Raw genomic sequence first — 23,983 nt, forward strand, 5'->3', positions numbered from 1 at the left:
CCGGGCGATTGCCCGGCCTTTTTTGTTGCTCGCGGCTATTCCGCCGGTGCGGCCTCGGCCTCCGGCTTCGCCCGGATCAGCGGCCAGATCAGTTGTTCGCCGACACTGGTCGGCGGCAAATTCTCCACGCCCAACTTCTCCGGATAGCGCCGTGTGATCTTGGCCGTGCCGAACAATACGTCCCAGAAAAACAGCAGATTGCCGAAATTGCCCTTGTAGTGGGTGATGCCGTCATCGGCGTGCTTGCCATGATGGGCGCTGTGGGTGGCCGGCGTCGAGATGGTGCGTTCGACGACCCACATCAGCGGCGAGAGCCATTTGATCTTGTAGAGCGGTTCGTCCCAGCGGACATCGGAATGGGCGGCGAAGATCACGCTCATCTTGACCACAAGATAGGCGGCATAGACCCAGCCCAGCCCCAGATAGATCAACGCACCCGAGGCCCACAGCCCCGGCATAGCCAAGTAATAGAACAGGTTATTGCGGTAGACGACGCGGATGGAGAGATACTCCGCATTGTGGTGCGGCCGGTGCAGCTTGTAGAGCCAGGGGAAGCTGTGCGAGGCGCGGTGCCACCAGTATTGCGACAGATCGTCGAACACGAGCAGCAGGGCCAGCTGCGCCAGAACCGGCCAGCCTGACAGCATGCCCTGGGCTTGCGGCGCAACCAGGCTGGCGATCAGGCCGCCGCCAAACACCGCCAGGGGCTGGATCAGCAGGATCAGCCCGAAGCCGGAGACCAGTTCGACCCAGACATCATCGCGGGTCTGGCCGGGCTTGCGGAAGAAGCCGGTCAGCATGATTTCCAGCACAACGAAGGTGAAGAAGACGGCGAGGACGGCGAGATATTCCGGTTTCATGGCACAGCTCCACCGGGCCGATGATCAGCCCGTCTGATGGGGTTGATTTACCCTGCTCCTGACCGCAAGAATGCCAATAAGTTTGCAATTGGAGTCCGGATGGCCGACCTGCTCGATTTCGGAATGACGGCGCTGGGCGATCTGCTGACGCCGCGACTGGCGGCCCGCTTGCGTGAGAGCGGCACCCCGGTGCGCTATCCCGACCGCGCCCTGATCCACGCCCGCGGCGATATCAAGCCCGGCCTGTCCATGGTGCGCTCCGGATCGGTGCGCTTTGGCAATCCGGGCAGTGATGGCTCCTATATCGTCATCACCGTGATGGGGCCGGGCCAGTGTTTTGGCGAATTTTCCCTGTTTGCCGATTTGCCCCGCACCCATGATGCGGTCGCGATCGGCGAGACCGTGGTCGACCAGATCAGCCGTGCCGCCTTCGATGGCATCCTCGCCGAGGAGCCCGAACTGAGCCGGATCATGCTGACGGCGGTCACCGGTCGGCTGCACGCGGCGATGGAGTTGGTCGATGATATGCGCCGATTGCCGCTGCCCGTGCGCGCGGCCAAGCTGATCTGGCAAATGTCACGCGCGACTGAAAGGCCGGATCGCGTTCGCTGTACCCAGACGGAACTCGCCTTTGCGCTCGGCGTTTCGCGCGTATCCAGTGGCAAGGCGCTGGCAAAGCTGCAGGCGCACGGGCTGATCAGGCTGGGCTATGGGCGCATCGAGATCCCCGACCCGGCGGCGCTGGCCAGCTGGATCGGTGCCCGGGCGGCGCTCTCACCCTTGCAGGCCAGCGCCGCCGCCACCGGGTCGGCCTGATCCTGCGGCCTAAACGCGCGCCCGCCTTGACCGCGGCGGTCAGCGCGCGAAGACTGCGCCGCAGATATCGTCACGAGATCGGGGAAATATGATGCGCAGTCTTATCCTGTTGGGCACGACCCTTCTGGCCTCCACCGGCATCGCTGCGGCGCAGACGCCTGCACAGGCACCGCCGGCTGAAGTGCTCGCCGTGCATGATTATGTCGCCGCCGTTTCGCCTGACCGGATCGAAGCGGATATCCGCACGCTCGTCGGCTTCGGCACGCGTCACACCCTGTCGGAAACGCAAAGCGATACCCGCGGCATCGGCGCGGCGCGGCGCTGGATCCATGACGAGTTCGAGCGGATTTCCGCCGATTGCGGCGGCTGCCTGGAAGTCATGTACGTCTCCGACACCATCTCCGGCGAGACCCGCATTCCCGAACCGACCGAGGTTGTCAGCGTCGTCGCTATCCAGCGCGGCCGCATTGACCCGGACCGCTATGTGCTGATGTCCGGCGATATCGACAGCCGGGTCACCGATCCCCTCGACGGAACCTCCGACAGCCCCGGCGCCAATGACAATGCCTCCGGCATGGCCGGCGTTCTCGAAGCGGCCCGCGTCCTCAGCCAGCACGAGTTCGACGGCTCGATCATCTATACCGGCCTGTCGGGCGAGGAGCAGGGCCTGTTTGGTGGTCAGATCCTCGCGGCTCACGCGCTTGAAAATGGCTGGCGCATCAAGGCCGTGCTCAATAACGACATGATCGGCAATATCTCCGGGATCAATGGCGTCACCGACAATGCCACGGCCCGCGTCTTTTCCGAGGGCACGCGCGATGTCGAGACGCCCGAGGAGGCGAGGGCGCGCCGCTTTACCGGCGGCGAGGTCGACAGCCCGTCACGCAATCTGGCGCGCATGGTGGATCGCACCGCCGACCAGTACATCCCCAATCTTGATGTCATGATGGTCTACCGGCTCGACCGCTTTGGCCGCGGCGGCCATCACCGCCCGTTCAACGCCGTTGGCATTCCCGGTGTCCGTATCATGGAGACCAATGAGCACTACGACCGCCAGCACCAGGATCTGCGCACCGAGGATGGCCGCGTGTATGGCGATACGCTCGAAGGCGTTGATTTCGACTACGCGGCCAAGCTGACGGCCCTGAATATCGCCGTCATGGCCCAGATTGCCGGCGCACCGCCGATCCCGGCCAATGTCACGATCGAGGGCGCCGTTCAGCCCAGCACGCATCTCAGCTGGACGCTGGCGAGCGGGCCCGCCGCCGCCAATCTGGCCGGTTACCGCGTCCACTGGCGCCTGACCGATCAGCCGCAATGGACCTATAGCCGTTTCGTTGGACCGGTGGCTGAGTACACGCTCGAGAATGTCGTGATCGACAATTATTATTTCGGTGTTTCGGCCGTGGCGCTTGATGGTTCGGAAACGCCGGTGGTCTTCCCCGGTGCGGCGGGCTCTTTCGGCGACTAGTCTTTGCCGGAATGCAGGCATGAAAAACCCCGCGGATCCAGCGATCCGCGGGGCTTTTTCTGTCCGGATGGACCGGCTTATTTCTTCGCGAGCAGGTCGCGGATTTCGGTGAGCAGGACTTGCTCGGCAGGTGGAGCGGCGGGCTCGGCCGGAGCTTCCTCTTCCTTCTTCTTCATCGAGTTGATGCCCTTGATGATGAGGAAGAGGGCGAAGGCGACGATGATGAAGCTGATCACATTGTCGATGAAAATGCCGTAATTGATCGTGCCGGCGCCAGCTTCGTGTGCGGCTTCGATGCTGGCATAGGTCTGGTTATCCAGCGCAACGAACAGGCCGGAGAAATTGACCCCGCCCATCAGCATGCCGATGACCGGCATCAGGATATCGGTGACCAGCGATTTGACGATGGTCGAGAAGGCGCCACCGAGAATGAAGCCGACGGCGAGGTCGACGACATTGCCACGCATGGCGAAGTCTTTGAATTCTTTGAGCATGATGGCTCTCCTTTGGATTCAGGTTAATTAATTTTAACCATGAGACTTATTCGCATACGATGTCAAACGGTTGCTCCACGGCGCAAGATTGCTATGGGCCAACAAAAACCCCGGCCGCACGCGGCAGCCGGGGCATGGAATTTCGCATCGGACAGTCGACGCTAGTCGCGCGGGACAACCGTATAGGTCACGGTCATGCCGGTGGTCGGATTGACGCCTTCCCAGCTGTCGCCAAGCGCCAGCGTGTCGGCGACGGGCTGGCAGCCGCTCTCGCCGGTGCTGCGCACGACGCACATTTCGCCGTTGGTCACGGTCCAGGTGCCGGCAACGCCGATATCGGTCGTGTAGGTGCCGTCAGCGTTGAAGAAGGTGGTGTAGGTCATTTCGCCGGCCTGGATCTGCAATGCGTTCTCGACCAGGGTTTCGGTCGGTGTGGAGAACAGGGCGAAGGCCGCCGCGATCATGGTCAATGTCATTAATTCACTCCCCCGATATGACGCGTCCGGAATGGCGCGCCAATCACGATAATTCTAGCGCGCCAATACGCCTGTCTCAAGGGAAATGCTGGGGCCTGCTCGCCCCGGAGGCGAAAATTTTGCCCGCCTTGCGATCACTGGGCCGAAGCAAGCTCGATGGCCGGCAGGCGGGGCAGGGTGCAGCGGTGGGCGTCCGTGGTGATCGCGGGGGCTGCGTAACCATGGGGACCGTCGGCATTGACAAGTTCGGCCTCGCCATTGTCGAGACACAGGCGCAAACCGTCCGGCATGACCCCGTCCACCAGCTTGGCCTCATCGCGATAGCCGTCCCAGAACACGTCCGGCAGGCGTCCCAGGGGACCGCCAATCAGCAGTCTGAGCGCCTGAAGCTCCATTCCGTCGGGATTGTCGCCGCCACCGGAAAAACGGTTGGAATGGATGAAGATGCCTTCCGGATAGGGGTCGAAATCCGCCTGCACGGAATAGCTTGAATAGCCGGTCGAATGCAGGCTGGAGACAATGATATTGGCCGTGCGATTGTCGGAAATGTCATTGTCGAAGATCTCGACCTGATCATTGGAATTGACCACCACGCCCGAGCCGGCCGGAATGCTGGCGACCGGCGTGCCGGCATGGCCGAAATTGCCGGTATTGTTGGCAAAGACGTGATTGCTGAAGACCCGCGTCTGATAGCCGGGCTGCGGCAGGTTGGGCATGTTGAAGACCAGGATGCCGCCGGTATTTTCCGTCGCGACATTCTCGTAGACATCGGCGCCGATCGTGTTCTCGATCTCGATGCCGGCGACGTTGCGCTCGGCGCGATTGCGGCGCAGGACGACATTGCGTGACTGGCCGACATAGATGCCGGCATCGGAGGCGCCGATGGCGATCGAATTCTCGATCAGCACATTGCGGGTCTGCACCGGATAGATCCCATAGGCGCCGTTTTCGGTGCGCGGACCGGCGGTCCATTCGACGCGAACGCCTCGAATAATAATATTCTCGCCGTTATTGACCTTCAGCCCATCGCCGATCGTGTCCTCGATCGCGAGGTTTTCGATGGTGAAATCATTGGCGGTGACCAGCAGGCCCTCGGCGCCCTGGACCTGGCCCTGGAAGCTCAGGATCGTGCGGTCGGGACCCTGGCCGCGCAGGGTGACGCCATCGACATTGAGGCTGAGGGAGCGGTCGAAGGCGAACACGCCTTCAGGGATCTCGATCACATCGCCGGGGCGGGCATCAATCAGGCGTTCGATCAGCAGGTTCTGATAGGTGCGGTCGGCTCCGGCAGTATTGCGCTCCTGCGCAGCGCCACAGCCCGTCAGATTGGCCGCCAGCGCCATCAACGCCATCATCATTGCCCTCAGAACCGCACCCATGAATCATCCCTCCGGAAACCCGTTCGAGAATAGGCGGAGCGCGGCGTTGATGTCGATGGTTTCTACGCTGGCGCGCAGCGAGGTCAGTTGCAGCCGCGTCCGGCGCGCAGCGGCACGGCAGCCGGACTGTCGGGGGCGGCACCGAGATCGTGACGGGTCACCGGGATGCCGCTTTCATTGGCGACGGCCAACGGTGCCAGTTTTTCGCCGGTGCGTGTATCGATCAGTTCCACCGGCCGTGGTTTCTCACCATAGACCCACTGATCGCCCCATTGCTGCATGGCAATCAGGATCGGGAACAGCGCTTCGCCGCGCTCGGTGAGGATGTATTCCTGGCGGTGACCGCGCACGCCGACTTCCTCGCGCGCCATGATCTTGTTTTCAACCAGCTTGTTGAGCCGGTCCGTCAGGATATTCTTTGCGATGCCGGTGCTGTCGTGAAAATCGCTGAAGCGGCGGGCGCCCTTCATGGCGTCCCGGACGATCAGCAAGGTCCACCAATCTCCGACCTGATTGAGCGTTTGCGCGATGGCGCACGGCATTTCGTCAAATCTTTTGCGTCCCATGAACAGTCCCCCAAAGACCGTGATATGCGGGTTCAGTTGTAGCGCACACGAATTGCCCAAGACTCAGTGAAGCCGTGAGAGCCCGCTGCCCAACGGGTCTCGCGCGAACATGTTCTCACCCGCCGCGCAGACCTCTATCTGTGTGCGGAGGGACGATAGGCGACACATCCCGGCTTGGCGACCCTTTTTGTACGTGGAAATATTACAGGACCGTAAGGCTGGCTGACTTCGGCGTTTGCCGCCCGGGCGTTTCCCTGCACACTGCCAGCTCAACGGGAAACGGGGGGCGGCACGAATGGAATCTGTAGCGATCGACGATCTGCGCGTTGTCCTCAATGACGAGATTCGCGGCGCCATTGCCCTGATCCTGATCGGGATGATGTTTACGGTCGCCCTGTCCCTGCGTCTGGAGGATTTTGACGCGGTGCGGCGCCAGCCGGTGCGCATCCTCGGCGGGGTCGCGGCGCAGATCCTCGGCCTGCCGCTGGTGACGATGGGTCTGATCCTGATCATCTCGCCGCCGGCCAGCGTGGCGCTGGGCATGATCATCGTGGCCAGCTGTCCGGGTGGCAATGTGTCCAACATCCTGACCCATTTCGCGCGCGGCAATACCGCCTATTCGGTGTCCCTGACGGCGATTTCCAGCGTCAGCTCGGCGGTCGCGACACCGGTTTCCATCCTGTTCTGGTCGAGCCTGTATCCGCCGACAGCCGCGCTGGTTCACACGCTGCATGTCGATGCTGTGCCCTTCCTGGTCCAGACGCTGTCGCTGCTGGCCCTGCCGCTGGCGGTGGGCATGCTGGTGGCCGCCAAATTCCCGACCACGGCAGCGCGGATGCGAACCGTGCTCTCGCCGCTCTCGCTCCTGTCGCTGGTCGCGCTGGTGGCGGTGGGCGTGCAGCAGAACTGGAATGTCCTCATTGCCGCCGGCGCGATCGTTGTGCCGATCGCCATCATTCACAATGCCAGCGCCTTCGCGCTTGGCGCCGGATCGGCGCGGCTCTTGCGCCTGGATGTGGCCAGGCGGCGGGCCCTGACCTTCGAGGTCGGGATCCAGAATAGCGGCCTGGGCCTGTTGATCCTGCTCAGTCAGTTCGACGGCATTGGCGGCGCGGCGGCCATCACCGCGATGTGGAGTATCTGGCACCTGGTTTCCGGCGGAGCCCTTGCGGGCTTGTTCCGGACGCTCGATTGGGTGCACAAGGGTGACAAGCAAAAAACGTCATAATCGACGCGGAAAACAGAATAACAGGGGAGATAGAGCGATGTTCGATCTGAAAATCGAAGGCGGACTGGTATTTGACGGCACCGGCGGACCGGGCGTGTGGACCGATATCGGGGTTTCCGGCGGGCGCATCGTGGCCATCGGCAGTGATATCGGCGCGGCGAAACGCACCATCGACGCCAAGGGCCAGATCGTCACGCCGGGCTTTATCGACGTCCACACCCATTATGACGGCCAGGCCAGCTGGGACAGCGATCTGCGCCCCTCGATCGATCATGGTGTCACCACCGCCGTGATGGGCAATTGCGGCGTCGGCTTCGCGCCGGTTCATGAGGGCGACCACGAGAAGCTGATCAAGCTGATGGAAGGCGTCGAGGACATTCCCGGCACCGCCCTGGCCGAAGGCCTCACCTGGAACTGGGAAAGCTTCCCCGATTATCTCGATGCCCTGGCCGCCGTGCCGCGCACGATCGACATCGCTGCCATGCTGCCGCACGATCCGCTGCGAGTCTATGTGATGGGCGACCGGGCGATCCATTCCGAGCCGGCCAATGATGCCGACATCGCCGAGATGCAGCGCCTGACGCGCGAGGCGCTGGAAGCCGGAGCGATCGGCTTCGCCACCGGCCGTTCCGACGTCCACAAGAGCGCCGATGGCGACTGGACACCGTCGTCCGAAGCCACGCGCGCCGAACTGACCGGCATCGCGAAAGCCTTCAACGGCCTCGATTACGGCGTCGTCCAGGCGGTCAGCGACTTCAACCTGGAACGCGGCGAGCAGGACTTCGACGAGGAATGGTCGATCATTGCCGATTACGCCAAAGCCTCGGGCCGGCCTTTCTCCTTCTCGCTGATGCAGCGCGATTTTGCGCCCGATCAATGGCTCAAACTGATCGCGCGCACCGAAAAGCTGAAGGAAGAGGGCGTCGACGCCCGCATGCAGGTGGCGCCGCGCGCCATTGGCGTCTTCCTCGGCTTCAATTGCACCTTCCACCCCTTCATGGGCTATCCCAGCTACAAGACCATCGCCGACCTGCCGCTCGAGGAGCGCGTCAAGCGGATGAAGGATCCCGCCTTCAAGGCGAAGATCCTCAGCGAAAAGACCGAAAAGCTCGCCGGCCCGGGCTCCTCCGTGCCGCCGCTCGCCGACATGCTGATGGAGCATATCGATTTCGTCGCCGAGAAATTCTTCCAGCTCGGCAATCCGCCGGACTATGAGCAGGGCCCGGAAAGCTCACTCGCCGCCAAGGCGCGGGCCAAGGGCGTCTCCCTGATGGAGATGGTCTATGACACCCTGCTCGAGCGCGACGGCCATGAGCTGATCTATCTGCCGCTGTATAATTACACCGAGATGAATTACGACAATGTCCTCAAGATGATGCAGCATCCCCAGGCGCTCTATGGCCTGTCAGACGGCGGCGCCCATGTCGGCACCGTCTGCGATGCCTCCATGCCCACCTATATGCTCACCCACTGGACCCGCGACCGCAAACGCGGCGACAAGCTCTCACTGCCCCGCGTCGTGCGCATGCTCACCGGCGCCCAGGCCGACTATATGGGCATGTCCGATCGCGGCTATATCCGCGAGGGCCTGAAAGCCGATATCAACGTCATCGATCTCGACAATCTCCAGATGGAACCACCCCACATGGTCAAGGACCTCCCCGCCGGCGGCCAGCGCCTGCTGCAGGGCGCGAACGGCTATACCGCGACGATTGTCGCCGGTGAGGTGGTGATCGAGAATGGCAAGCTGACGGGGGCGAAGCCGGGAACGGTCTATCGCGCCGGGCGGCAGCTGGCGGCGGCGGAGTAGGGGATGTGTTGGTTCGCCTTGCGTGGAAGTGGGCGTTGGCAGTTGCCTACCTAATCCTTGGCATCGCGGCTTTTCCCGCGGCGATCATTATCTGGAACGAGGGCTGGCCGGAGTCCCGTGAAAAGCTCGCGGATGCCGCCCTATTTCTCGGACTCATGGCGCTTGCTCTATGGGCGTTGGGCATGGTCGGTGGCGTCGTGTACAAGGTGCTGGATATGCTGGAGACGCGGCGGATTAATGCGATTGACCGGACGATTGGGGATGAATCTCGACCGATCATGCGTCCCTTCCGGGAATGATTTCGTGGTGATTGATGCTTGGCCCGCCGGGCAGACCCGTCCCTGAATCCCTTGCCAAGCAGGGCGCCAGACTGGACTTGTCTCGTCAAGGGCGCGAAGCGCCGCTGCGCGGTCAGGACCCTTGACGAGACAAGTCCAGTCTGGCCGGATCCCGGCATGGGTTTCAGGGGGCGGTGTGGCCGCTGGCCACTCCTCGACCAAACACAACATATCCCTTCCCCCGGACTTGTTCCGGGGTCTGCCGGAGGGGAATCCAGCCAGGCTGTCAACGAGTGGCAGGCCCCGGAATAAATCCGGGGGAAGATGGTTCATTGTTGAGAAAAGGCGGGCTGACGCCCGCCTTGTGCGTCTCTAGCGCTTTCTGTTTTTCCGCGCGGCATAGCGCGCATCGCGTTCGGCCTTCTTGGCGGCTTCTTCGGCGATATGGCGTTCAAGCTCGAGCTGCTCTTCGGCTTCGCGGGCAGCGGCTTCGGCCGCCTCGGCGGCGAGGGCAGCGGCTTCACGTTCGGCGCGTTCGGCGGCCTTGCGGGCCTTGGTTTCTTCCTTCACGCGCTCACGCTCGATACGGCGCGCTTCGCGGGCCTTGGCAATGGCTTCGCGTTCGGCGCGCTTGGCAGCGAGTTCCGGGTCGTCGAGTTTCGGGGCTGTCTTGAATTTTTCCAGAAGCTTTTTCTTGGCCTCCGCAGCGTGCTGGGCGCGGTCGGCGAATGTCGGGTGTGCTGTATTTTTCAAGCTGTCATTGTCCTTGGTTGGGTGGATCGCCGGCATGGCGCACCGCCAGCAGCGGTGATCAGGGCCCTGTTTGCGCCCATGGACGTGCCAGCACAACCCCAACCGGGCTCATCTCGCATGAATTTCGCGGCGCGATGCCGGGTTTATCCCCGACCACAGCCCATAAATCCCCGTCACCCTGACGAAGGTCAGGGCCCAGTTCGCAGAGCGGCAACGCACGAAAAACTGGCGTCAATTCTATGCCCGTCGCATTTGAAACCGGGTCCTGACCTTCGTCAGGATGACGTTTTTTTGGGCGATGTTATCCCCACCCCCCAAACCTGCGCGCATAATCCCCCCCGTTCCGGTCGCACGGGAGGCGTGAGCTCAGTCACTTGCGGCGATCGGGAGCGTGGAGCCCATCCGCACGGAGGCGTGACAGCCCGAGTTCCGGTGGGGCCATGATCGGGGAAGTGAGGCATTAGGGCTCGACCAATCTTCCACGGTCATTTCGAGGCAGGACCCGCGAGGGGCCTGAGTAAATCTCCACGTGCGGGACGTCTCGAATGTCTCAACTATTTATTGCGCTAACCGGCATTCGTCGGCGTCCCGCACACCTCCCAATCCGGGGAGGACACAGCAAACCTCCAGCGGCAAGCCGCGTGGAGATTTTCGTGCAGGCGAAACCGGCTCGCTAGACGACGCGTTCGTGGAACTGCCCGTGGCGACGATAGGGGACCAGGTAGTCGGGCACGATGGCTTCGATGGTTTCACCGTCAATGCCGAGATCGGCCAGGGTCTTGGCGCCATCGCTGACGACATTGTCCTGGCGCAGCTGGATCAGCTGGTCGCGCGTCAGCGCAGGCTGGACGAAGGGCAGGATGGCCGCCATTTCCGACAGGAAGGCAATCGAGTTCGCCAGCATGAAGGGCAATGGCACCAGGAAGCGCCGCCGGTCGATGGCATCAAGCGTGAAGCGCATCAGCTCTTCGAAGGTATAGACCCCCGGCCCGCCCAGCTCATAGGTCTCGCCGCGCGCCGCTTCGCTGGTCAGCGCCGTCAGCACGGCCTGGGCGACATCGCCGGCATAGACCGGCTGGAAGCGCGATTTGCCGCCACCGAACAGCGGCAGGGCCGGCAGGAATTGCGCCATCGAGGCAAAGCGATTGAAGAAACCGTCGCCATTGCCGAAAATGATCGAGGGACGCAGGATCGTCGCGCTTGGCAGCGCCGCCTTCACAAAGGCCTCGCCCTCGGCCTTCGAACGCGCATAGCGCGAGGCACTGGCGACATCGGCACCGATCGCGGAGATGTGGACCATCGCGGTGATACCGGCGCTGGCAGCGGCTTCAGAAATCGTTTTCGCGCCCTGGGCATGCAGGCGGCTGAAGGTCTGGCGGCCACTCTCGCTCAGCACACCGACCAGATTGACGACGCCGCTGGCGCCCTCAACCGCACGCTCGACCGATGACGGGACGCGCACATTCGCCTGTACCAGCTGCACCTGACCGACCACACCGGTGACGCGCAAATCCTGGGCCAGGTGCGGTCGCCGCGTTGCAACGCGGACCCGGTAACCGGCCTTCGAGAGGGCGCGAACCACATGACGGCCGACAAAGCCGGAGCCGCCGAATACGGTGATGATTTCGTCACGAAGCATGGTTTCATCCTTGCGGAAGCTGAGCCTGATCCGGGTAGACCAAAAATCGCGCATTCTGTCCATGAGGCAATGCGCCTGTAGGCCCGGAGGCCCCGATCCCGCCCGCCTTGTGCAGTCCACTGAGCGCACGGCGTTGACACGGGGCCGGGGCTTCTTTACCTACCCGCTTCCACACCTGCCCAGGTGGCGGAATTGGTAGACGCGCTAGCTTCAGGTGCTAGTTTCCGAAAGGAAGTGGAAGTTCGAGTCTTCTCCTGGGCACCACTGGACCTCCTGCATGACTGACAGCCGCAACCTGCCTCCTACCGGGGCAGGCCGCATGGCGGCGTCATTGCGGGTCAGCGGGCCAGCTTTTCGAGTGCCTTGAGATCGAGCAGGGCGGCGGTTTTTTCGTCGACGCGCGAACCGAAGATGTTGACCATCAGCATGCTGTCGTCCTCCGGCGGTGGCTGGCAGATCTGGAACAGCAGTTCGGGCATGTCGGTGGAAACATTCAGCCCCATCGCCTTGGCCTCCTGCGGCATGATCGGGGCCTGGTGATTGCGGCCGCTGCCGATGAGCTCATTGGTCAGGGCGCAGCTCTCATTGCCGCCATTATGCACCGGATTGACGTAATCACAGGCAAAGGCCTTGGATTCCTTGACCGCCTGTCTCGCCATTTTCGCGATCACCAGCATCTGGTCATTGATATGATCCGGGCCCTTGTCGTCGAGCAGCTCGGCCAGCAGCGGGGCCGGCAGGCCGCCATATTGCGGGTCAATCGGACCGATCACGGCACTGGACCCGAGCACGATCTCGTCACAGGCCAGGGCGATCATCGTGCCTGCCGACCAGGCACTGTAGGGGATGAAGGCCGTCTTGCGGCCGCGGTGATGCTTGAGGGCGTGCAGGATTTGCTGCGCCGCGTGCAGGGCCCCGCCCGGCGTGTGCAGGATGATGTCGACGGGCGCATCGGGACCGGCCTTGCGCAGGGCGTCGATGACCTCGATCGCGGTGTATTCGTCGACATACTCATAATTCAGGTGATGCACGATGCGCACGACGACGCTGCCGCGGGCTTCACGGAAGGCCTCGGTGCCGGCCTCGACGCGGGCGCGATGCACATCGGCCGGGCTCATGCCGGGCGGCAGGCCGCCATCATCACGCTGCAGGGCCGTGGCGGTCGAGGCCGAGCGGGAGCGGAAGGTCCGGCCTCCGGCGGGGCGGACCTTGTCCCGGCGCTGCGGCCGGGCGGCGAGCTTGAGCGCGCCAAGAATGACCACCGCGACCGTGGCGATCCCGAGCCATCCGGCCGGGCCAATGCTTCCAAGAATGTCCTGCATGGCGTCTTCCCCCTGAGAATCTGCGTCCCCGACAAGCACGCCAGCACCAACAGTGCGGCACGGTCGCCCCGGCCCCCGCCGCATCACGACACTATCGGGGTCCCGTCCCGGATCTTACAGGCGACTCTCCACTGACGCGAGTGACGCATGCCGGATTGCACGCAGAAGGCGCAACGCCCGGCCGGGCCTCGCGCCACGGGGGACTGCCGGGACAGGGCCGGGCGCGTAGCGGGCGGCGGTATGCGCCCGTCAGCCGATTGACAGCTGCGGCCTCCCCGGGCTTAGCTGCCCTGCTGGCGCTGCCCCGCCGCTTGATTGAATGCCGGATCCTGCCATGCCGCACCCGCAATTGAGCGCTGCCGCGCCGACCCTGACCACGCCCCGCCTGATCCTGCGGCCCCACAGTCTCGATGATTTCGAGGCCAGCCTGGCCCTGTGGAGCGATCCGGTTGTCACGCAATCGATGGGCGGCCTTGCCTTCCGCGAAAGCGATATCTGGCAACGCCTGCTGCGCTATGGCGGCCTGTGGGCGATCCTGGGCTTTGGCTATTGGGCCATTACCGATCGCAGCGATGGCCGTTTCATCGGCGAGGCCGGACTGGCCGACTGGCGGCGCGACATGGTGCCGTCGCTCGGGCCGGTCCCGGAATCGGGCTGGGCGCTGTTGTCAGACTTTCACGGCCGCGGCCTCGCGCTGGAAGCCATGCAGGCCGTGCTCGACTGGTCTGACCGGAAGCTCGCCAGCGACGAGACCTGTTGCATCATCAGCCCGTCCAACACCGCCTCGCTGAAACTGGCCGACAAGCTGGGCTATCAGCCCGGCGGGACGGGCCAGCTGGGCGAGAATTGCGTCACGATCTTCAAGCGCCCGCGGGCGGCAACAGCGCGACAGACGCTCGCAACGGCCCGATAGGGCAGCCACGCCCGCGAAACCCGGCCGGGCGCGACCGGGAGGCCGCAGCGTGCAGCCTCAACTTGCCGTGGCCGGTGCGCCCCGCTAGCGTCGCGCCAACGGGGGACGGGCACCGGATTCCTGATTTTGTCCCTGACCTTGCCCAAGGCTGATCGCATGAAGCATTACGCCAGAACATTGCTGATCACCCTGTTCGCCATCTTGCTGGGCTTTGCGGCCTTCAATGCGGCGATCGATCCGTTCGCGGTGACCGGCGCGCCGGACATTCCCGGCCTCACGGTGCGCGACACGCGGCTCTACGATGATGGTGGCCGGGTCCATGTCGCCGACCGGCTGGCGCGCGGCGGTGATGCCTCGATCCTGCTGGGCTCCTCGCGCACGGTTGACGGCTTCCCGCACGATCCCGCCGGCTGGCCGGGCGGCATCTACAATGCCGGCATGCGCGGCACCAATATTTTCGAGCTTTCCCAGGCCATGGTGCTGGCGGCGCGCAATCCGCAACTGCGCTGCGTGGTGATCGGTCTCGATCTCGACGAGTTCGGCACCCATTCCAGGGCCAAGGCCACCTATTGGCTCTCGGCGCTCAATGACGGCAATCGCACGCTCTCCATGGCGCGCGTCTCGCTCTCGCCCAATACATTCGGTGCCTCGTTGCAATTGATGGCCGACAATCTCGGCGGCGGCGCGCCGCGCGTGCCCTGGGCCGACAGCTACCCGGCTGGCGCCCAGCGCGAGCGCTATGAAAGCGGCGTGCGCGGGATTTACGGCTTCTATCTGGGCTATAATTTCGACCCGGACCGTGTCGCCCTGTTCGAACGGGCGCTTGAGGCACTGACATCGAATGGCATCCAGGTGGTCGGATTCATCCACCCGCTGCATGCCTGGCGCGAGGAAGCCCTGTTCCGCTCCGGCCGCAGCGAGACCTATTTCGAGATGCGCCGGACGCTGACGGATGTGTTCGCGCGCCATGCCGCCGCCCCCGGTGCCGATGCCTGCATCGAGGGCGGTTCAGCCATGCTGTGGGATTTTTCCGGCTATCGCGATTTTGCGGCACTGCCGGCACCCGGCCCCGAACAGAGCCTGGCGCATCCGGCTTTCTACGAGCCCTCCCACTACCTGCCCTATATCGGCCAGGCGATGCTGGACACGATGCGCGGCGAGACCGGCGGCGTTGACGGGCTGACGGGCCTGCGCCTGACCGCGGACAATATCGAGACCAGCGCCGGTGAGATCCGGCAACGGCGGCAGCGCTGGCTGGAAACGGCCGACGGGCAGGCCGCGAGCGAAGTGTTCGATTTGCTTGAGGCCGCCGGCCCCGTCGCGGAAGTCGAAACACCGCAATATCTCAACCGGGACGACTGGATCAGCCTGGACGACAAGATCAGCCGCATTGCGCGGGACCGCGCTGGGCGTTAGGACGCGTGCCAGAGATTGAGGATTGACCGATGACTGTACATTACCACCGCGGCGACCTGCCCGCCGATATCGACCTGGGCCCGCTGGTGGCCATCGACACCGAAACCCTGGGCCTGTCGCTCACCCGCGACGCCCTGTGCGTTGTGCAGCTGTCCTCAGGAGACGGCGATGCGCATGTCGTGCAGCTCATTCGTCCGGAATATGACTGCCCCAATCTGAAAGCCCTGCTGGGCGATCCGGCGGTCGAGAAAATCCTCCACTTCGCCCGCTTTGACGTCGCCATGGTCGAGCGCAGCCTCGGTGTCACCATGGCGCCGATCTTCTGCACCAAGATCGCCTCCAAGCTGTGCCGCACCTATACCGACCGTCACGGACTGAAGGACGTGACGCGCGAGCTGGTCGGCATCGACATGAACAAGCAGCAGCAAAGCTCCGACTGGGGTGCCGACGAATTGTCGAAGGCGCAGCTGGAATATGCCGCCTCAGACGTGCTCTACCTGCACCAGTTGCGCGAGCGTATGACGGTGATGCTCGAGCGTGAAGGCCGGATGGAGATGGCGAAAGCCTGCTTCGATTTCCTGCCCATGCGCGCGAAACTCGATCTCGCAGGCTGGCCGGATACCGATATTTTCGCCCACGCCTGAGCGGGTATGCCTTGAAAAGGCCTGCAAAGGCTGGTCTTTGTTGCGCGGTCAGGCTGTGCCTGCCGTTTGCGAGATGATGATCTGTCGATGAGTACGACCGCAACCCCCGGCCTCGAGCTGCTCCAGCCCACAATGCACGGCAATTGGGAACCACGCCGCGCATTGACGCTGAGCGCCGCCCGGCGCCGGACAGCCTTCGTCCGCATGCTGCGCTTCGCCTTCATCGCCGCGATCATCGCCCTGCTGGCTTTGCTGGCCGTGCAATTATACATCGGATCCTCAGGCGCGCCGACCGTGCCGGCCGAGGCTGTGAGCACTGATGTGCGCATGGTCAATCCGCGCATTACCGGCCGCGACGAGAACCTGACCCCCTACGCCCTTACCGCCGATGTCGCCGTGCGCCGCCGTGACAATCCCACCGGGCTGACGGAGCTGGAACGCCCCCGGCTGGACTATGACTTCCTCAATACCGGGCCGAATCCGTCCGAGGTTCTGGCCCAGACGGGCACATTCGATCCTGCCAACCGGATTCTCGACCTGTATTCAGACGTCAATCTGAATACGGATAACGGCTATAGCTTCGCATCCCAGCACGCCCGCATATTCCTGCGCGAGGAACGTGTGACCGGCGAACTGCCCGTCACCGGCTCTGGTCCGGTCGGTACGATTACCGCCGACCGCTACGAGATTCACGAAGGCGGAAATCGCGTCATTTTTGAAGGCAATGTACATGCGCGTATTGTACAGGCCCGAACCGCCCCCAGCGAAGGAGAGGATCAATGATCCGCCTGCTTGTCCGACTGACCGCCCTGTCCTGCCTCCTGCTGGCACCGCTTGCGGGTGCCCACGCCCAGATCGGGGATTCCTCACAACCGCTCGACACCATCGCCGACCGGATTGAAAATCTCGACAGCGAGGGTCGCACCATCCTGACCGGGCATGTCGATATCACCCAGGGCGACCGCCGCATCATGGCCGACCGGGTCGAGCTGGTCTGGACCCAGCCCGAAGACGGAAGCCGTGGCGATATCGAGCGTGTCGTGGCGACCGGCCATGTGCGTTATTTCTCACCGCTGCAAAATGCCACCGGCGATCTCGGGGTCTATGAAATGGGTCAGGACACCATCACCCTGACCGGCGATGTCGTCATCACCCAGGGCGAGAATGTCATCACCACCACGCGTTTTGTCTCCAACCTGACCTCCGGGAATTCCAATTTCGGTGAAGAGGGCAATGGCGCCCCGGTCCGGGCCGTGATCTATCCCCGCGGCAGCGAGCAGGCACCCGCCAACGGCAATGGCGGCGGCGCCGGCGGCCGCTAGAATTCGGATCGAGAGCAGGTTGAGCATGACAATGACCGAAGACGTCGCCGCGGCCCCGTCCGCGCTGAGCACGGGACTGGTGGTCGAAGCCATCGGCAAGACCTATCGCAAGCGTCCGGTCGTGAAGGGCGTGTCGCTGTCACTGCAACGCGGTGAAGTCGCGGGCCTGCTGGGGCCGAACGGCGCCGGCAAGACGACCTGCTTCTACATGATCACCGGCCTCGTCGATGTCGATTACGGCCGCATCCTGCTCGATGGCGAGGATATCACCCGCCTGCCCATGTATCAGCGGGCGCGTCTGGGCATTGGCTATCTGCCGCAGGAAAAGTCGATCTTCCAGGGCATGAGCGTGCGCGAGAATGTGCTCGCTGTCGCCGAAGTCGTCGAGAAGGATCGCAAGCAGCGCCACGAGCTGGTCGATCAATTGCTCGAGGAATTGCGCATTTCCCACCTCGCAAACGCACCGGCGCCCTCGCTGTCGGGTGGCGAACGCCGCCGGGTTGAAATCGCCCGCGCGCTGGCGACTCGCCCCTCCTTCATGCTGCTCGATGAGCCTTTCGCCGGCATCGACCCGCTGGCGATTGCCGATATTCGCGATCTGATCCGCTTCCTGAAAGACCGGGGAATCGGCATCCTGATTACCGACCACAATGTCCGTGAAACGCTTGAAATCACTGACCGCGCGACGATTATCCATGAGGGCGAGGTTCTGTTCGAGGGCTCACCGGAGGCCATTCGCGCCGATCCCGATGTGCGCCGCGTTTATCTCGGAGAAAGCTTTGCCTGATTAACTTCTGCCGTAAACCACCACGCAGAGGCGTTCATGGCCGGACTGATGCAAAAGCTGGAGATGCGCCAGGGTCAATCCCTGGTGATGACGCCCCAGCTACAACAAGCCATCAAGCTGTTGCAGCTCTCGAATATCGAGCTTGCCGAGTTCGTTGAACGCGAACTTGAACAGAACCCCCTGCTTGAGCGTGATGACCGCAGCGAGAGCGCCGAATCAACGCGCCAGGAAAGCGACAACGAACCCCGCGAACTCGAATTCACGGCCGCCAATGGCGATGCCGCCGATGCGATTGATGCTGATTCGGACATGTTGCACGGGGAGGACTCCAAGTCCGACCTGTCCGGCGTCGAGACGGCGCAGGCCGGTGATTCGGTTGGCATGGGCGCCAGCACCTGGTCGTCCACCGGCAGCGCCGGCGGCTCCTTCAGTGGCGAGGAATACGACGCGATTGCCAATTCCTCACGTGATATTTCGCTGGCCGAACACCTGCACGAACAATTGTCGACCGCCACCTCCGATCCGATCGACCGCCTGATCGGCGCCCATCTGATCGATCTGGCCGATGAGGACGGGTATCTGCGTACCGATCTCGACGAGATCGCCGAACGCCTCGGGCTCGACCGGGCCCGCATCGAAGCCGTGCTCAGCCTGACCCAGACCTTCGAACCGGCCGGCGTCATGGCGCGCGACCTGGCCGAATGCCTGGCCCTGCAGCTGAAAGAGATGGACCGGCTCGACCCGGCGATGGCGACCCTGCTCGACAATCTCGAGCGACTGGCCAAGCATGATTACCCGGCGCTGAAAGCCCTGTGCGGCGTTGATGGCGAAGACCTCGACGACATGATCTCCGAGATCAAGGCCCTGACACCCAAGCCGGGCCTCGCCTTTGGAATCGAATCAACGCGCGCCGTCGAGCCCGACGTCTATATTCGTCAGGCCCCCGATGGCGGCTGGCATGTGGAACTGAATTCGGAAACCCTGCCGCGGGTCCTGGTCAACAACCGGTATTACAACGAGATCAACGCCGCAGCCCGCAATGAGTCGGAGCGCAGCTTCATTACCGAGTGCAGCCAGAATGCCAGCTGGCTGGTCAAAAGCCTCGACCAGCGCGCGCGCACCATTCTCAAGGTTTCCAGCGAGATCGTCCGCCAGCAGGACCTGTTCCTGGTCCACGGCGTCGCCTATCTGCGCCCGCTCAACCTGAAGACCGTCGCCGATGCGATCGGGATGCACGAATCAACGGTCAGCCGGGTGACGTCGAACAAATACGTCTCGACACCGCGCGGCATGTTCGAGCTGAAATACTTCTTCACCTCCTCCATTCCCTCGGCCGGCGGTGGCGAATCGCACTCGGCAGAGGCTGTCCGCCACAAGATCAAGCTCCTCATCCAGCAGGAAACCGCTGACGATGTCCTGTCCGATGACAAGCTTGTCGAGCTCTTGCACGACGAGGGCATTGAAATCGCCCGCCGGACTGTGGCCAAATACCGTGAGGCGTTGAATATCCCCTCATCGGTTCAACGCCGTCGCATGTTGAAACGCGCCAGCTGAAATCGGGCACGATCTTGCATGACAGTACCCGCCAGCCCACCTATGATGGGGCTGCGGGGCAACCGGCGACGGCGATTGACTCCCGACACGGCCCGCGACTAGGTTCCGCCCGCAATCCGGGGGGAGGCGGAGTGGTTTAATGGACGCCTCACAAGCTGGTGTATGGCCAGCGGGAAGGAGCGCATGCACATTCAAATCGTAAGCAAGGGCATCGATGTCAGCGATAGCCTGAGAGCCAGAATCCTGGAACGGGTCGAAGACGGCGTGGCGAAATACTTCAACCGCCCCGGCGAGGCCTATATCTCGATCGCGCGCGAGGGTGTCGGTTTCCGTATCGACTGCTCCCTGCACCTGCCATCCGGTATGATGCTGCAGGCCCATGACAGTGCCGAGGATGCCTACAAGGCGGCCGAAGGCACCATGGACAAGCTTGAGAAGCGGCTGCGCCGCTACAAGCGCAAACTCAAGAATCACCGCCGCGACAACAAGTCCGACCTGCCGGCGGAGGCGATGCCGATTGTCGTCCTCAAGAGTATGCGCGACGCCTATTCCGAAGAAGACGAGGATCATACCGATGAGGTCCTGGCCGACGCGCCCGAACCCATCGTCATCGCAGAGCATGCCGGCGAGTTCCGCACCCTGACGGTCGGAATGGCCTCGCTGGAGCTTGATGCCGCAGATTCGCCTTTCCTGATGTTCCGCAATGCCGCAAATGGCGGGCTGAACATCGTGTATCGGCGCCCTGACGGCCATATTGGCTGGCTGGACCCTGCCCGTGTGGCTCCGGCCTGACAGACCAAAACAGAGTTGTTTTATCATGGCATTAGCAGATCTGATACCCGATGGCGGCGCCAGCGTTGATTTTGGCGCGTCCAGCCGCAAGCAGGCCCTGCAAGCGATGTCGGAAACGGCCGCGCTTGCGACCGGGCTGAATGCGCGCGTCATTTTCGAGGCGGTGCTGCAGCGTGAACGCCTCGGTTCGACCGGTGTCGGCCAGGGCGTCGCGATCCCGCACGCCCGCCTGGCGGGGCTCGATCGGGTCCTCGGCTTTTTCATGCGGCTGCGCGCGCCGGTCGATTTCGAATCGATCGACGGCCAGCCCGCCGACCTGATCTTCCTGCTGCTGGCACCGGAAGATGCCGGTGCCGAGCACCTCAAGGCCCTGGCCCGCGTCTCACGCATGCTGCGCCGTGAAGATGTGCGTCAACGCCTGCGCGCTGCGCCCGACGCCGATGCCGTCTATGCGGTGCTGGCGGGAGAGCCCGCCACCGACGCCGCCTGACGCGGCCAGCCCTGTCCCAGACCTGATCGCCGCCGCCTGCGGCAAATCGCATCAGCCGGTCGCTGCTGCGATTTATGTGTATGCTTGACCTCCTGGAACAACCTGCAGCCGGAGACCGTCATGCGCACCCAGATCAATGAGTTGCTGGAAAAGATCCGTGTGCTCGAAGGCGAGCTGGAGGAACAGCTGGCGGAACGGCGGCGCAGCTATGGCTACAAGCTCGAACAGGGCCGCCTCTTCATCACGCGTGAGGCGCGTGAGCGCCAGACAGCGCTGAAGCTGGGACTGCGGCGCTATCTCCTCGACAGCGGCATCCTGACGATCCTCACAGCCCCCTTCATCTATGCCGTCGCGATCCCGGTCTTCCTGCTGGATGTGGTGGCGAGCCTCTACCAGGCTGTCTGCTTCCGGGTTTATGAGATCAAACAGGTCAAGCGGCGCGACTATGTCGTGTTCGACCGCCACCGGCTGCCCTATCTGAACATGATCCAGAAGGTGAACTGCTTCTATTGCTCCTACGCCAATGGCGTGATCGCCTATGTCCACGAGATTGCCTCGCGCACCGAGCAATACTGGTGCCCGATCAAGCACGCCGCCCGCCTGGCGGGAACGCACCGGCGCTATGGCGAGTTTCTCGAATACGGGGATGTCACGGATTATCCGAACAGCCTCAACGACCAGCGCCACCGCCTGCGCGAGGAAGGCGATTTGCCGCCTGATCCTGAAGACAAGCCACAATAGGTACAGCAAATCCCGGCGACGCAGATAGCGTGTGCCGGGCGTCTGCCTGACATGGGAAATTTCGGGGTGTCCGCCTGCGCCTGCGGCTACGGCGTGACATCCTTCGCCCGGAAAAGCGTTGGGCCTGCCTGGCCGGAACTCGCGCAGCGAGCGAAGGATGGTGGAGCCAGACGGAATCGAACCGACGACCTCTTGCATGCCATGCAAGCGCTCTCCCAACTGAGCTATGGCCCCATTATCCTGTCTGCCGCGATGGGGTGCGGCGAGAGGCGCGGAAACTAGTCCCGCTTTTCATACGGATCAAGCCTCAACGCAGCGCCATGTGCAGCGCCTTGGCGGCGGCGTCAACTGTCCTCGTCATCACCCGTGGTGAATTCGGCGAAATCATCGTCTTCATCGTCGTCGAGCAGGACCGTATTGTCATCCTCATCGACCGGATCTTCGCCGTCATCTTCCTCGAAGCCATCAGGAATATCGTCGCTGAGGCCCGAACCCTCATCGTCGTCATCATCATCGACCACGATTTCATCGCCGCCCTCGCCGACTTCCGGCGTGTCATCGACCTCATCCTCGAAACCGTCGGCCTCGACGACTGCTGCCTTGGCAGGCGCCTCGTCGTCATCGACAGAATCGGGAACAGGCTTCAACGGCAGCGGGACGAGCTCGGGATCGAACTCGTTCTCGCATTTCGGACAACGCGCCGGGCGGCGGCCCAGATCGTAGAATTTGGCGGCGCACTTCGGGCATGTGCGCTTGGAACCCAGTTCATGTTTGGCCATGACATCCCTTCACAACCGGTTTTTGTTTTTCGGCGCGACCCGTTGCCACGATCACCGCGCTCTGTCAAAACCTGATCGCCGTCTTCCCACCCCAATCGTTGAATTTTAGTTGATGACCCAGCTTGCCCCTCATTTGCAAGGTCCGTTTCTGGCTCGCCAGAGCGGTGCCCTGACCGGCACCCTTGCCGCGCCCGCCGACAAGTCGGTCTCTCACCGCGCCCTGATTTTCGCAGCACTGGCCCATGGCGAGAGCCGCATTGACGGCCTGCTCGAGAGCGAGGACGTGCTGAACACCGCCAAGGCGGCCGCAGCGCTCGGCGCGGAGGTGGAACGCCTCGGACCCGGCAGCTGGCGTGTCACAGGCACAGGCGGCCGCTTCACGACGCCTGAGGCACCGCTCGACTTCGGCAATTCCGGTACCGGCGTGCGTCTGATGATGGGAGCGATCGCCGGCAGCGGGGCCGGGGCCGTCTTCACCGGCGATGCCAGCCTGTCGACCCGGCCGATGCGCCGCGTCACCGATCCACTCGAAATGATGGGCGCCCGTTTTGCCTGCACCGAGGGGCGCCTGCCCGCCACACTGACGCCGTCATCCCTGCGCGGCATCGCCTACGCGCCGCCGATCGCCTCGGCCCAGGTGAAGTCAGCCGTGCTGCTGGCCGGGCTCGGAGCCGAGGGCGAGACCGTCGTCACCGAACACCATGCGACGCGGGACCATACCGAGACCATGCTGCGGGCCTTCGGCGTCACACTCGACATCGCTTCCACACCGGACGGCATCCGCATCAGCCTGCCCGGACCGCAGACCCTGCAGGCGCGCGACGTGACCGTGCCGGGGGATCCGTCCTCGATCGGGTTTGCGCTGGTCGCGGCCCTGATCATCCCCGGTTCGAACATCCGCATCACCGGCGTTATGGACAACCCGGCACGCACGGGCCTGATCGAGACGCTCCGGGAGATGGGTGCCGATCTGGAAATCAGCCCCGGACCGGAAATGGCGGGCGAGCGCACGATGGATATCATCGCCCGCGCATCGCAGCTGCATGGCGTCAATGTGCCGGCGGAACGCGCGCCCTCGATGATCGACGAATACCCGATCCTCGGCGTCGCCGCCGCCTTTGCCGAAGGCACGACGCACATGGCCGGCCTCGCCGAGCTGCGCGCCAAGGAAAGCGACCGGCTCGCCGGCACCGCCGACCTGCTCAGCCGCAATGGCGTCGAGGTCGAGGCCGGAGAGGACAGTCTGACGGTGCACGGCAAGGGATCGGGCCAGGTCGCCGGCGGCGGCATGGTGGCGACCCATCACGACCACCGCCTGGCCATGAGCGCGCTCGTGCTCGGCCTGGCAGCACAGCAGGCGGTGAGCATTGATGATGCCGCCATGATCGCGACCAGCTATCCCGGCTTCGCCGAAGACATGAAGGCGCTCGGCGCCATACTGGAGCCCGTGTGA

Annotated in this window: 25 protein-coding genes and 2 tRNA genes; 17 read left to right on the plus strand and 10 right to left on the minus strand. The window is 63.5% G+C overall.

The window, feature by feature from the left end:
• Positions 1 to 35: 35 nt before the first annotated feature.
• A complete protein-coding gene (locus ACN0YF_RS09090) occupies positions 36 to 860 on the minus strand; it encodes a sterol desaturase family protein (protein ID WP_417482131.1) in 825 nt (274 codons plus the stop codon).
• Positions 861 to 959: 99 nt separating this feature from the next.
• Here ACN0YF_RS09090 and ACN0YF_RS09095 point away from each other — a divergent pair, with 99 nt between their 5' ends.
• Positions 960 to 1,676 (plus strand): Crp/Fnr family transcriptional regulator, encoded by a 717-nt coding sequence (locus tag ACN0YF_RS09095; protein WP_417494131.1) that lies wholly within the window; start codon positions 960 to 962, stop codon positions 1,674 to 1,676.
• 91 nt (positions 1,677 to 1,767) lie between these two features.
• Entirely contained in the window at positions 1,768 to 3,147 is a 1,380-nt protein-coding gene (locus ACN0YF_RS09100) for a M28 family metallopeptidase (RefSeq protein ID WP_417494160.1), read from the plus strand.
• 77 nt (positions 3,148 to 3,224) lie between these two features.
• On the opposite strand, the gene mscL is transcribed toward ACN0YF_RS09100, so the two are convergent.
• The 4 genes from mscL to ACN0YF_RS09120 all read right to left on the minus strand — a co-directional run bounded on the left by mscL (position 3,225) and on the right by ACN0YF_RS09120 (position 6,062).
• Positions 3,225 to 3,641, minus strand: coding sequence for a large conductance mechanosensitive channel protein MscL (gene mscL / locus ACN0YF_RS09105; protein ID WP_417494132.1), 417 nt, complete (start codon positions 3,639 to 3,641; stop codon positions 3,225 to 3,227).
• Between the two features lie 161 nt (positions 3,642 to 3,802).
• A complete protein-coding gene (locus tag ACN0YF_RS09110) occupies positions 3,803 to 4,117 on the minus strand; it encodes a hypothetical protein (RefSeq protein WP_417482135.1) in 315 nt (104 codons plus the stop codon).
• A gap of 134 nt (positions 4,118 to 4,251) precedes the next feature.
• Positions 4,252 to 5,496 (minus strand): parallel beta-helix domain-containing protein, encoded by a 1,245-nt coding sequence (locus tag ACN0YF_RS09115; RefSeq protein ID WP_417494133.1) that lies wholly within the window; start codon positions 5,494 to 5,496, stop codon positions 4,252 to 4,254.
• 83 nt (positions 5,497 to 5,579) lie between these two features.
• Positions 5,580 to 6,062 carry a winged helix-turn-helix transcriptional regulator gene (locus ACN0YF_RS09120; RefSeq protein ID WP_417482137.1) on the minus strand — a complete coding sequence of 161 codons (483 nt, stop codon included), beginning with the start codon at positions 6,060 to 6,062 and terminating at the stop codon, positions 5,580 to 5,582.
• Between the two features lie 295 nt (positions 6,063 to 6,357).
• On the opposite strand from ACN0YF_RS09120, the gene ACN0YF_RS09125 reads away from it, so the two are divergent.
• From ACN0YF_RS09125 to ACN0YF_RS09135, 3 genes are read left to right on the plus strand one after another with little or no spacing between them, the layout of a single operon-like run.
• A complete protein-coding gene (locus ACN0YF_RS09125) occupies positions 6,358 to 7,290 on the plus strand; it encodes a bile acid:sodium symporter family protein (RefSeq protein WP_417482138.1) in 933 nt (310 codons plus the stop codon).
• Between the two features lie 37 nt (positions 7,291 to 7,327).
• On the plus strand, positions 7,328 to 9,100 hold the full coding sequence (locus ACN0YF_RS09130) for an N-acyl-D-amino-acid deacylase family protein (RefSeq protein WP_417494134.1): 1,773 nt from the start codon (positions 7,328 to 7,330) through the stop codon (positions 9,098 to 9,100).
• 5 nt (positions 9,101 to 9,105) lie between these two features.
• On the plus strand, positions 9,106 to 9,399 hold the full coding sequence (locus ACN0YF_RS09135) for a hypothetical protein (protein WP_417494135.1): 294 nt from the start codon (positions 9,106 to 9,108) through the stop codon (positions 9,397 to 9,399).
• Positions 9,400 to 9,750: 351 nt separating this feature from the next.
• Here the strand turns inward: ACN0YF_RS09135 and ACN0YF_RS09140 are convergent, their stop codons facing one another.
• Together ACN0YF_RS09140 and ACN0YF_RS09145 are read right to left on the minus strand one after the other, a co-directional pair.
• Entirely contained in the window at positions 9,751 to 10,131 is a 381-nt protein-coding gene (locus ACN0YF_RS09140) for a DUF6481 family protein (protein WP_417494136.1), read from the minus strand.
• 673 nt (positions 10,132 to 10,804) lie between these two features.
• Positions 10,805 to 11,770, minus strand: coding sequence for a complex I NDUFA9 subunit family protein (locus ACN0YF_RS09145; protein ID WP_417494137.1), 966 nt, complete (start codon positions 11,768 to 11,770; stop codon positions 10,805 to 10,807).
• A 177-nt stretch (positions 11,771 to 11,947) separates the two neighbouring features.
• Here ACN0YF_RS09145 and ACN0YF_RS09150 point away from each other — a divergent pair.
• A tRNA-Leu gene (locus ACN0YF_RS09150) sits at positions 11,948 to 12,034 on the plus strand.
• Positions 12,035 to 12,108: 74 nt separating this feature from the next.
• Here ACN0YF_RS09150 and ACN0YF_RS09155 read toward each other — a convergent pair.
• Positions 12,109 to 13,092 carry an SDH family Clp fold serine proteinase gene (locus ACN0YF_RS09155; protein ID WP_417494138.1) on the minus strand — a complete coding sequence of 328 codons (984 nt, stop codon included), beginning with the start codon at positions 13,090 to 13,092 and terminating at the stop codon, positions 12,109 to 12,111.
• A 319-nt stretch (positions 13,093 to 13,411) separates the two neighbouring features.
• Between ACN0YF_RS09155 and ACN0YF_RS09160 the strand changes: the two genes are divergently transcribed.
• From ACN0YF_RS09160 to ACN0YF_RS09205, 10 genes are all read left to right on the plus strand, one after another.
• Positions 13,412 to 14,005 (plus strand): GNAT family N-acetyltransferase, encoded by a 594-nt coding sequence (locus ACN0YF_RS09160; RefSeq protein ID WP_417494139.1) that lies wholly within the window; start codon positions 13,412 to 13,414, stop codon positions 14,003 to 14,005.
• 156 nt (positions 14,006 to 14,161) lie between these two features.
• The gene (locus ACN0YF_RS09165) at positions 14,162 to 15,421 is read left to right on the plus strand and encodes a hypothetical protein (protein ID WP_417494140.1); all 1,260 of its coding nucleotides are present in this window, start codon (positions 14,162 to 14,164) and stop codon (positions 15,419 to 15,421) included.
• Positions 15,422 to 15,450: 29 nt separating this feature from the next.
• On the plus strand, positions 15,451 to 16,065 hold the full coding sequence (locus ACN0YF_RS09170; RefSeq protein WP_417494141.1) for a ribonuclease D: 615 nt from the start codon (positions 15,451 to 15,453) through the stop codon (positions 16,063 to 16,065).
• Positions 16,066 to 16,152: 87 nt separating this feature from the next.
• Complete coding sequence (lptC, locus tag ACN0YF_RS09175; RefSeq protein WP_417483539.1) at positions 16,153 to 16,848, plus strand: LPS export ABC transporter periplasmic protein LptC; 696 nt, start codon at positions 16,153 to 16,155, stop codon at positions 16,846 to 16,848.
• Positions 16,845 to 17,387: an LptA/OstA family protein gene (locus tag ACN0YF_RS09180; RefSeq protein WP_417483540.1), complete on the plus strand. Its 543-nt coding sequence runs from the start codon at positions 16,845 to 16,847 to the stop codon at positions 17,385 to 17,387. Before lptC ends, ACN0YF_RS09180 begins: the two co-directional genes overlap by 4 nt.
• 25 nt (positions 17,388 to 17,412) lie before the next feature.
• Complete coding sequence (gene lptB / locus ACN0YF_RS09185; protein ID WP_417483541.1) at positions 17,413 to 18,174, plus strand: LPS export ABC transporter ATP-binding protein; 762 nt, start codon at positions 17,413 to 17,415, stop codon at positions 18,172 to 18,174.
• A 36-nt stretch (positions 18,175 to 18,210) separates the two neighbouring features.
• Positions 18,211 to 19,728 carry an RNA polymerase factor sigma-54 gene (gene rpoN / locus ACN0YF_RS09190; protein WP_417483542.1) on the plus strand — a complete coding sequence of 506 codons (1,518 nt, stop codon included), beginning with the start codon at positions 18,211 to 18,213 and terminating at the stop codon, positions 19,726 to 19,728.
• Positions 19,729 to 19,911: 183 nt separating this feature from the next.
• On the plus strand, positions 19,912 to 20,520 hold the full coding sequence (hpf, locus tag ACN0YF_RS09195) for a ribosome hibernation-promoting factor, HPF/YfiA family (RefSeq protein WP_417483543.1): 609 nt from the start codon (positions 19,912 to 19,914) through the stop codon (positions 20,518 to 20,520).
• Between the two features lie 25 nt (positions 20,521 to 20,545).
• On the plus strand, positions 20,546 to 21,010 hold the full coding sequence (gene ptsN, locus ACN0YF_RS09200) for a PTS IIA-like nitrogen regulatory protein PtsN (RefSeq protein ID WP_417483544.1): 465 nt from the start codon (positions 20,546 to 20,548) through the stop codon (positions 21,008 to 21,010).
• A 120-nt stretch (positions 21,011 to 21,130) separates the two neighbouring features.
• Complete coding sequence (locus ACN0YF_RS09205; RefSeq protein ID WP_417483545.1) at positions 21,131 to 21,751, plus strand: hypothetical protein; 621 nt, start codon at positions 21,131 to 21,133, stop codon at positions 21,749 to 21,751.
• Positions 21,752 to 21,909: 158 nt separating this feature from the next.
• On the opposite strand, the gene ACN0YF_RS09210 is transcribed toward ACN0YF_RS09205, so the two are convergent.
• Positions 21,910 to 21,985 (minus strand) — tRNA-Ala (locus ACN0YF_RS09210).
• A gap of 110 nt (positions 21,986 to 22,095) precedes the next feature.
• Complete coding sequence (locus ACN0YF_RS09215; protein WP_417483546.1) at positions 22,096 to 22,530, minus strand: TIGR02300 family protein; 435 nt, start codon at positions 22,528 to 22,530, stop codon at positions 22,096 to 22,098.
• A gap of 112 nt (positions 22,531 to 22,642) precedes the next feature.
• Here ACN0YF_RS09215 and aroA point away from each other — a divergent pair, with 112 nt between their 5' ends.
• Positions 22,643 to 23,983, plus strand: coding sequence for a 3-phosphoshikimate 1-carboxyvinyltransferase (gene aroA / locus ACN0YF_RS09220; RefSeq protein WP_417494142.1), 1,341 nt, complete (start codon positions 22,643 to 22,645; stop codon positions 23,981 to 23,983).

The sequence above is a fragment of the Maricaulis sp. genome (assembly GCF_048270265.1).
GTDB lineage: Bacteria > Pseudomonadota > Alphaproteobacteria > Caulobacterales > Maricaulaceae > Maricaulis.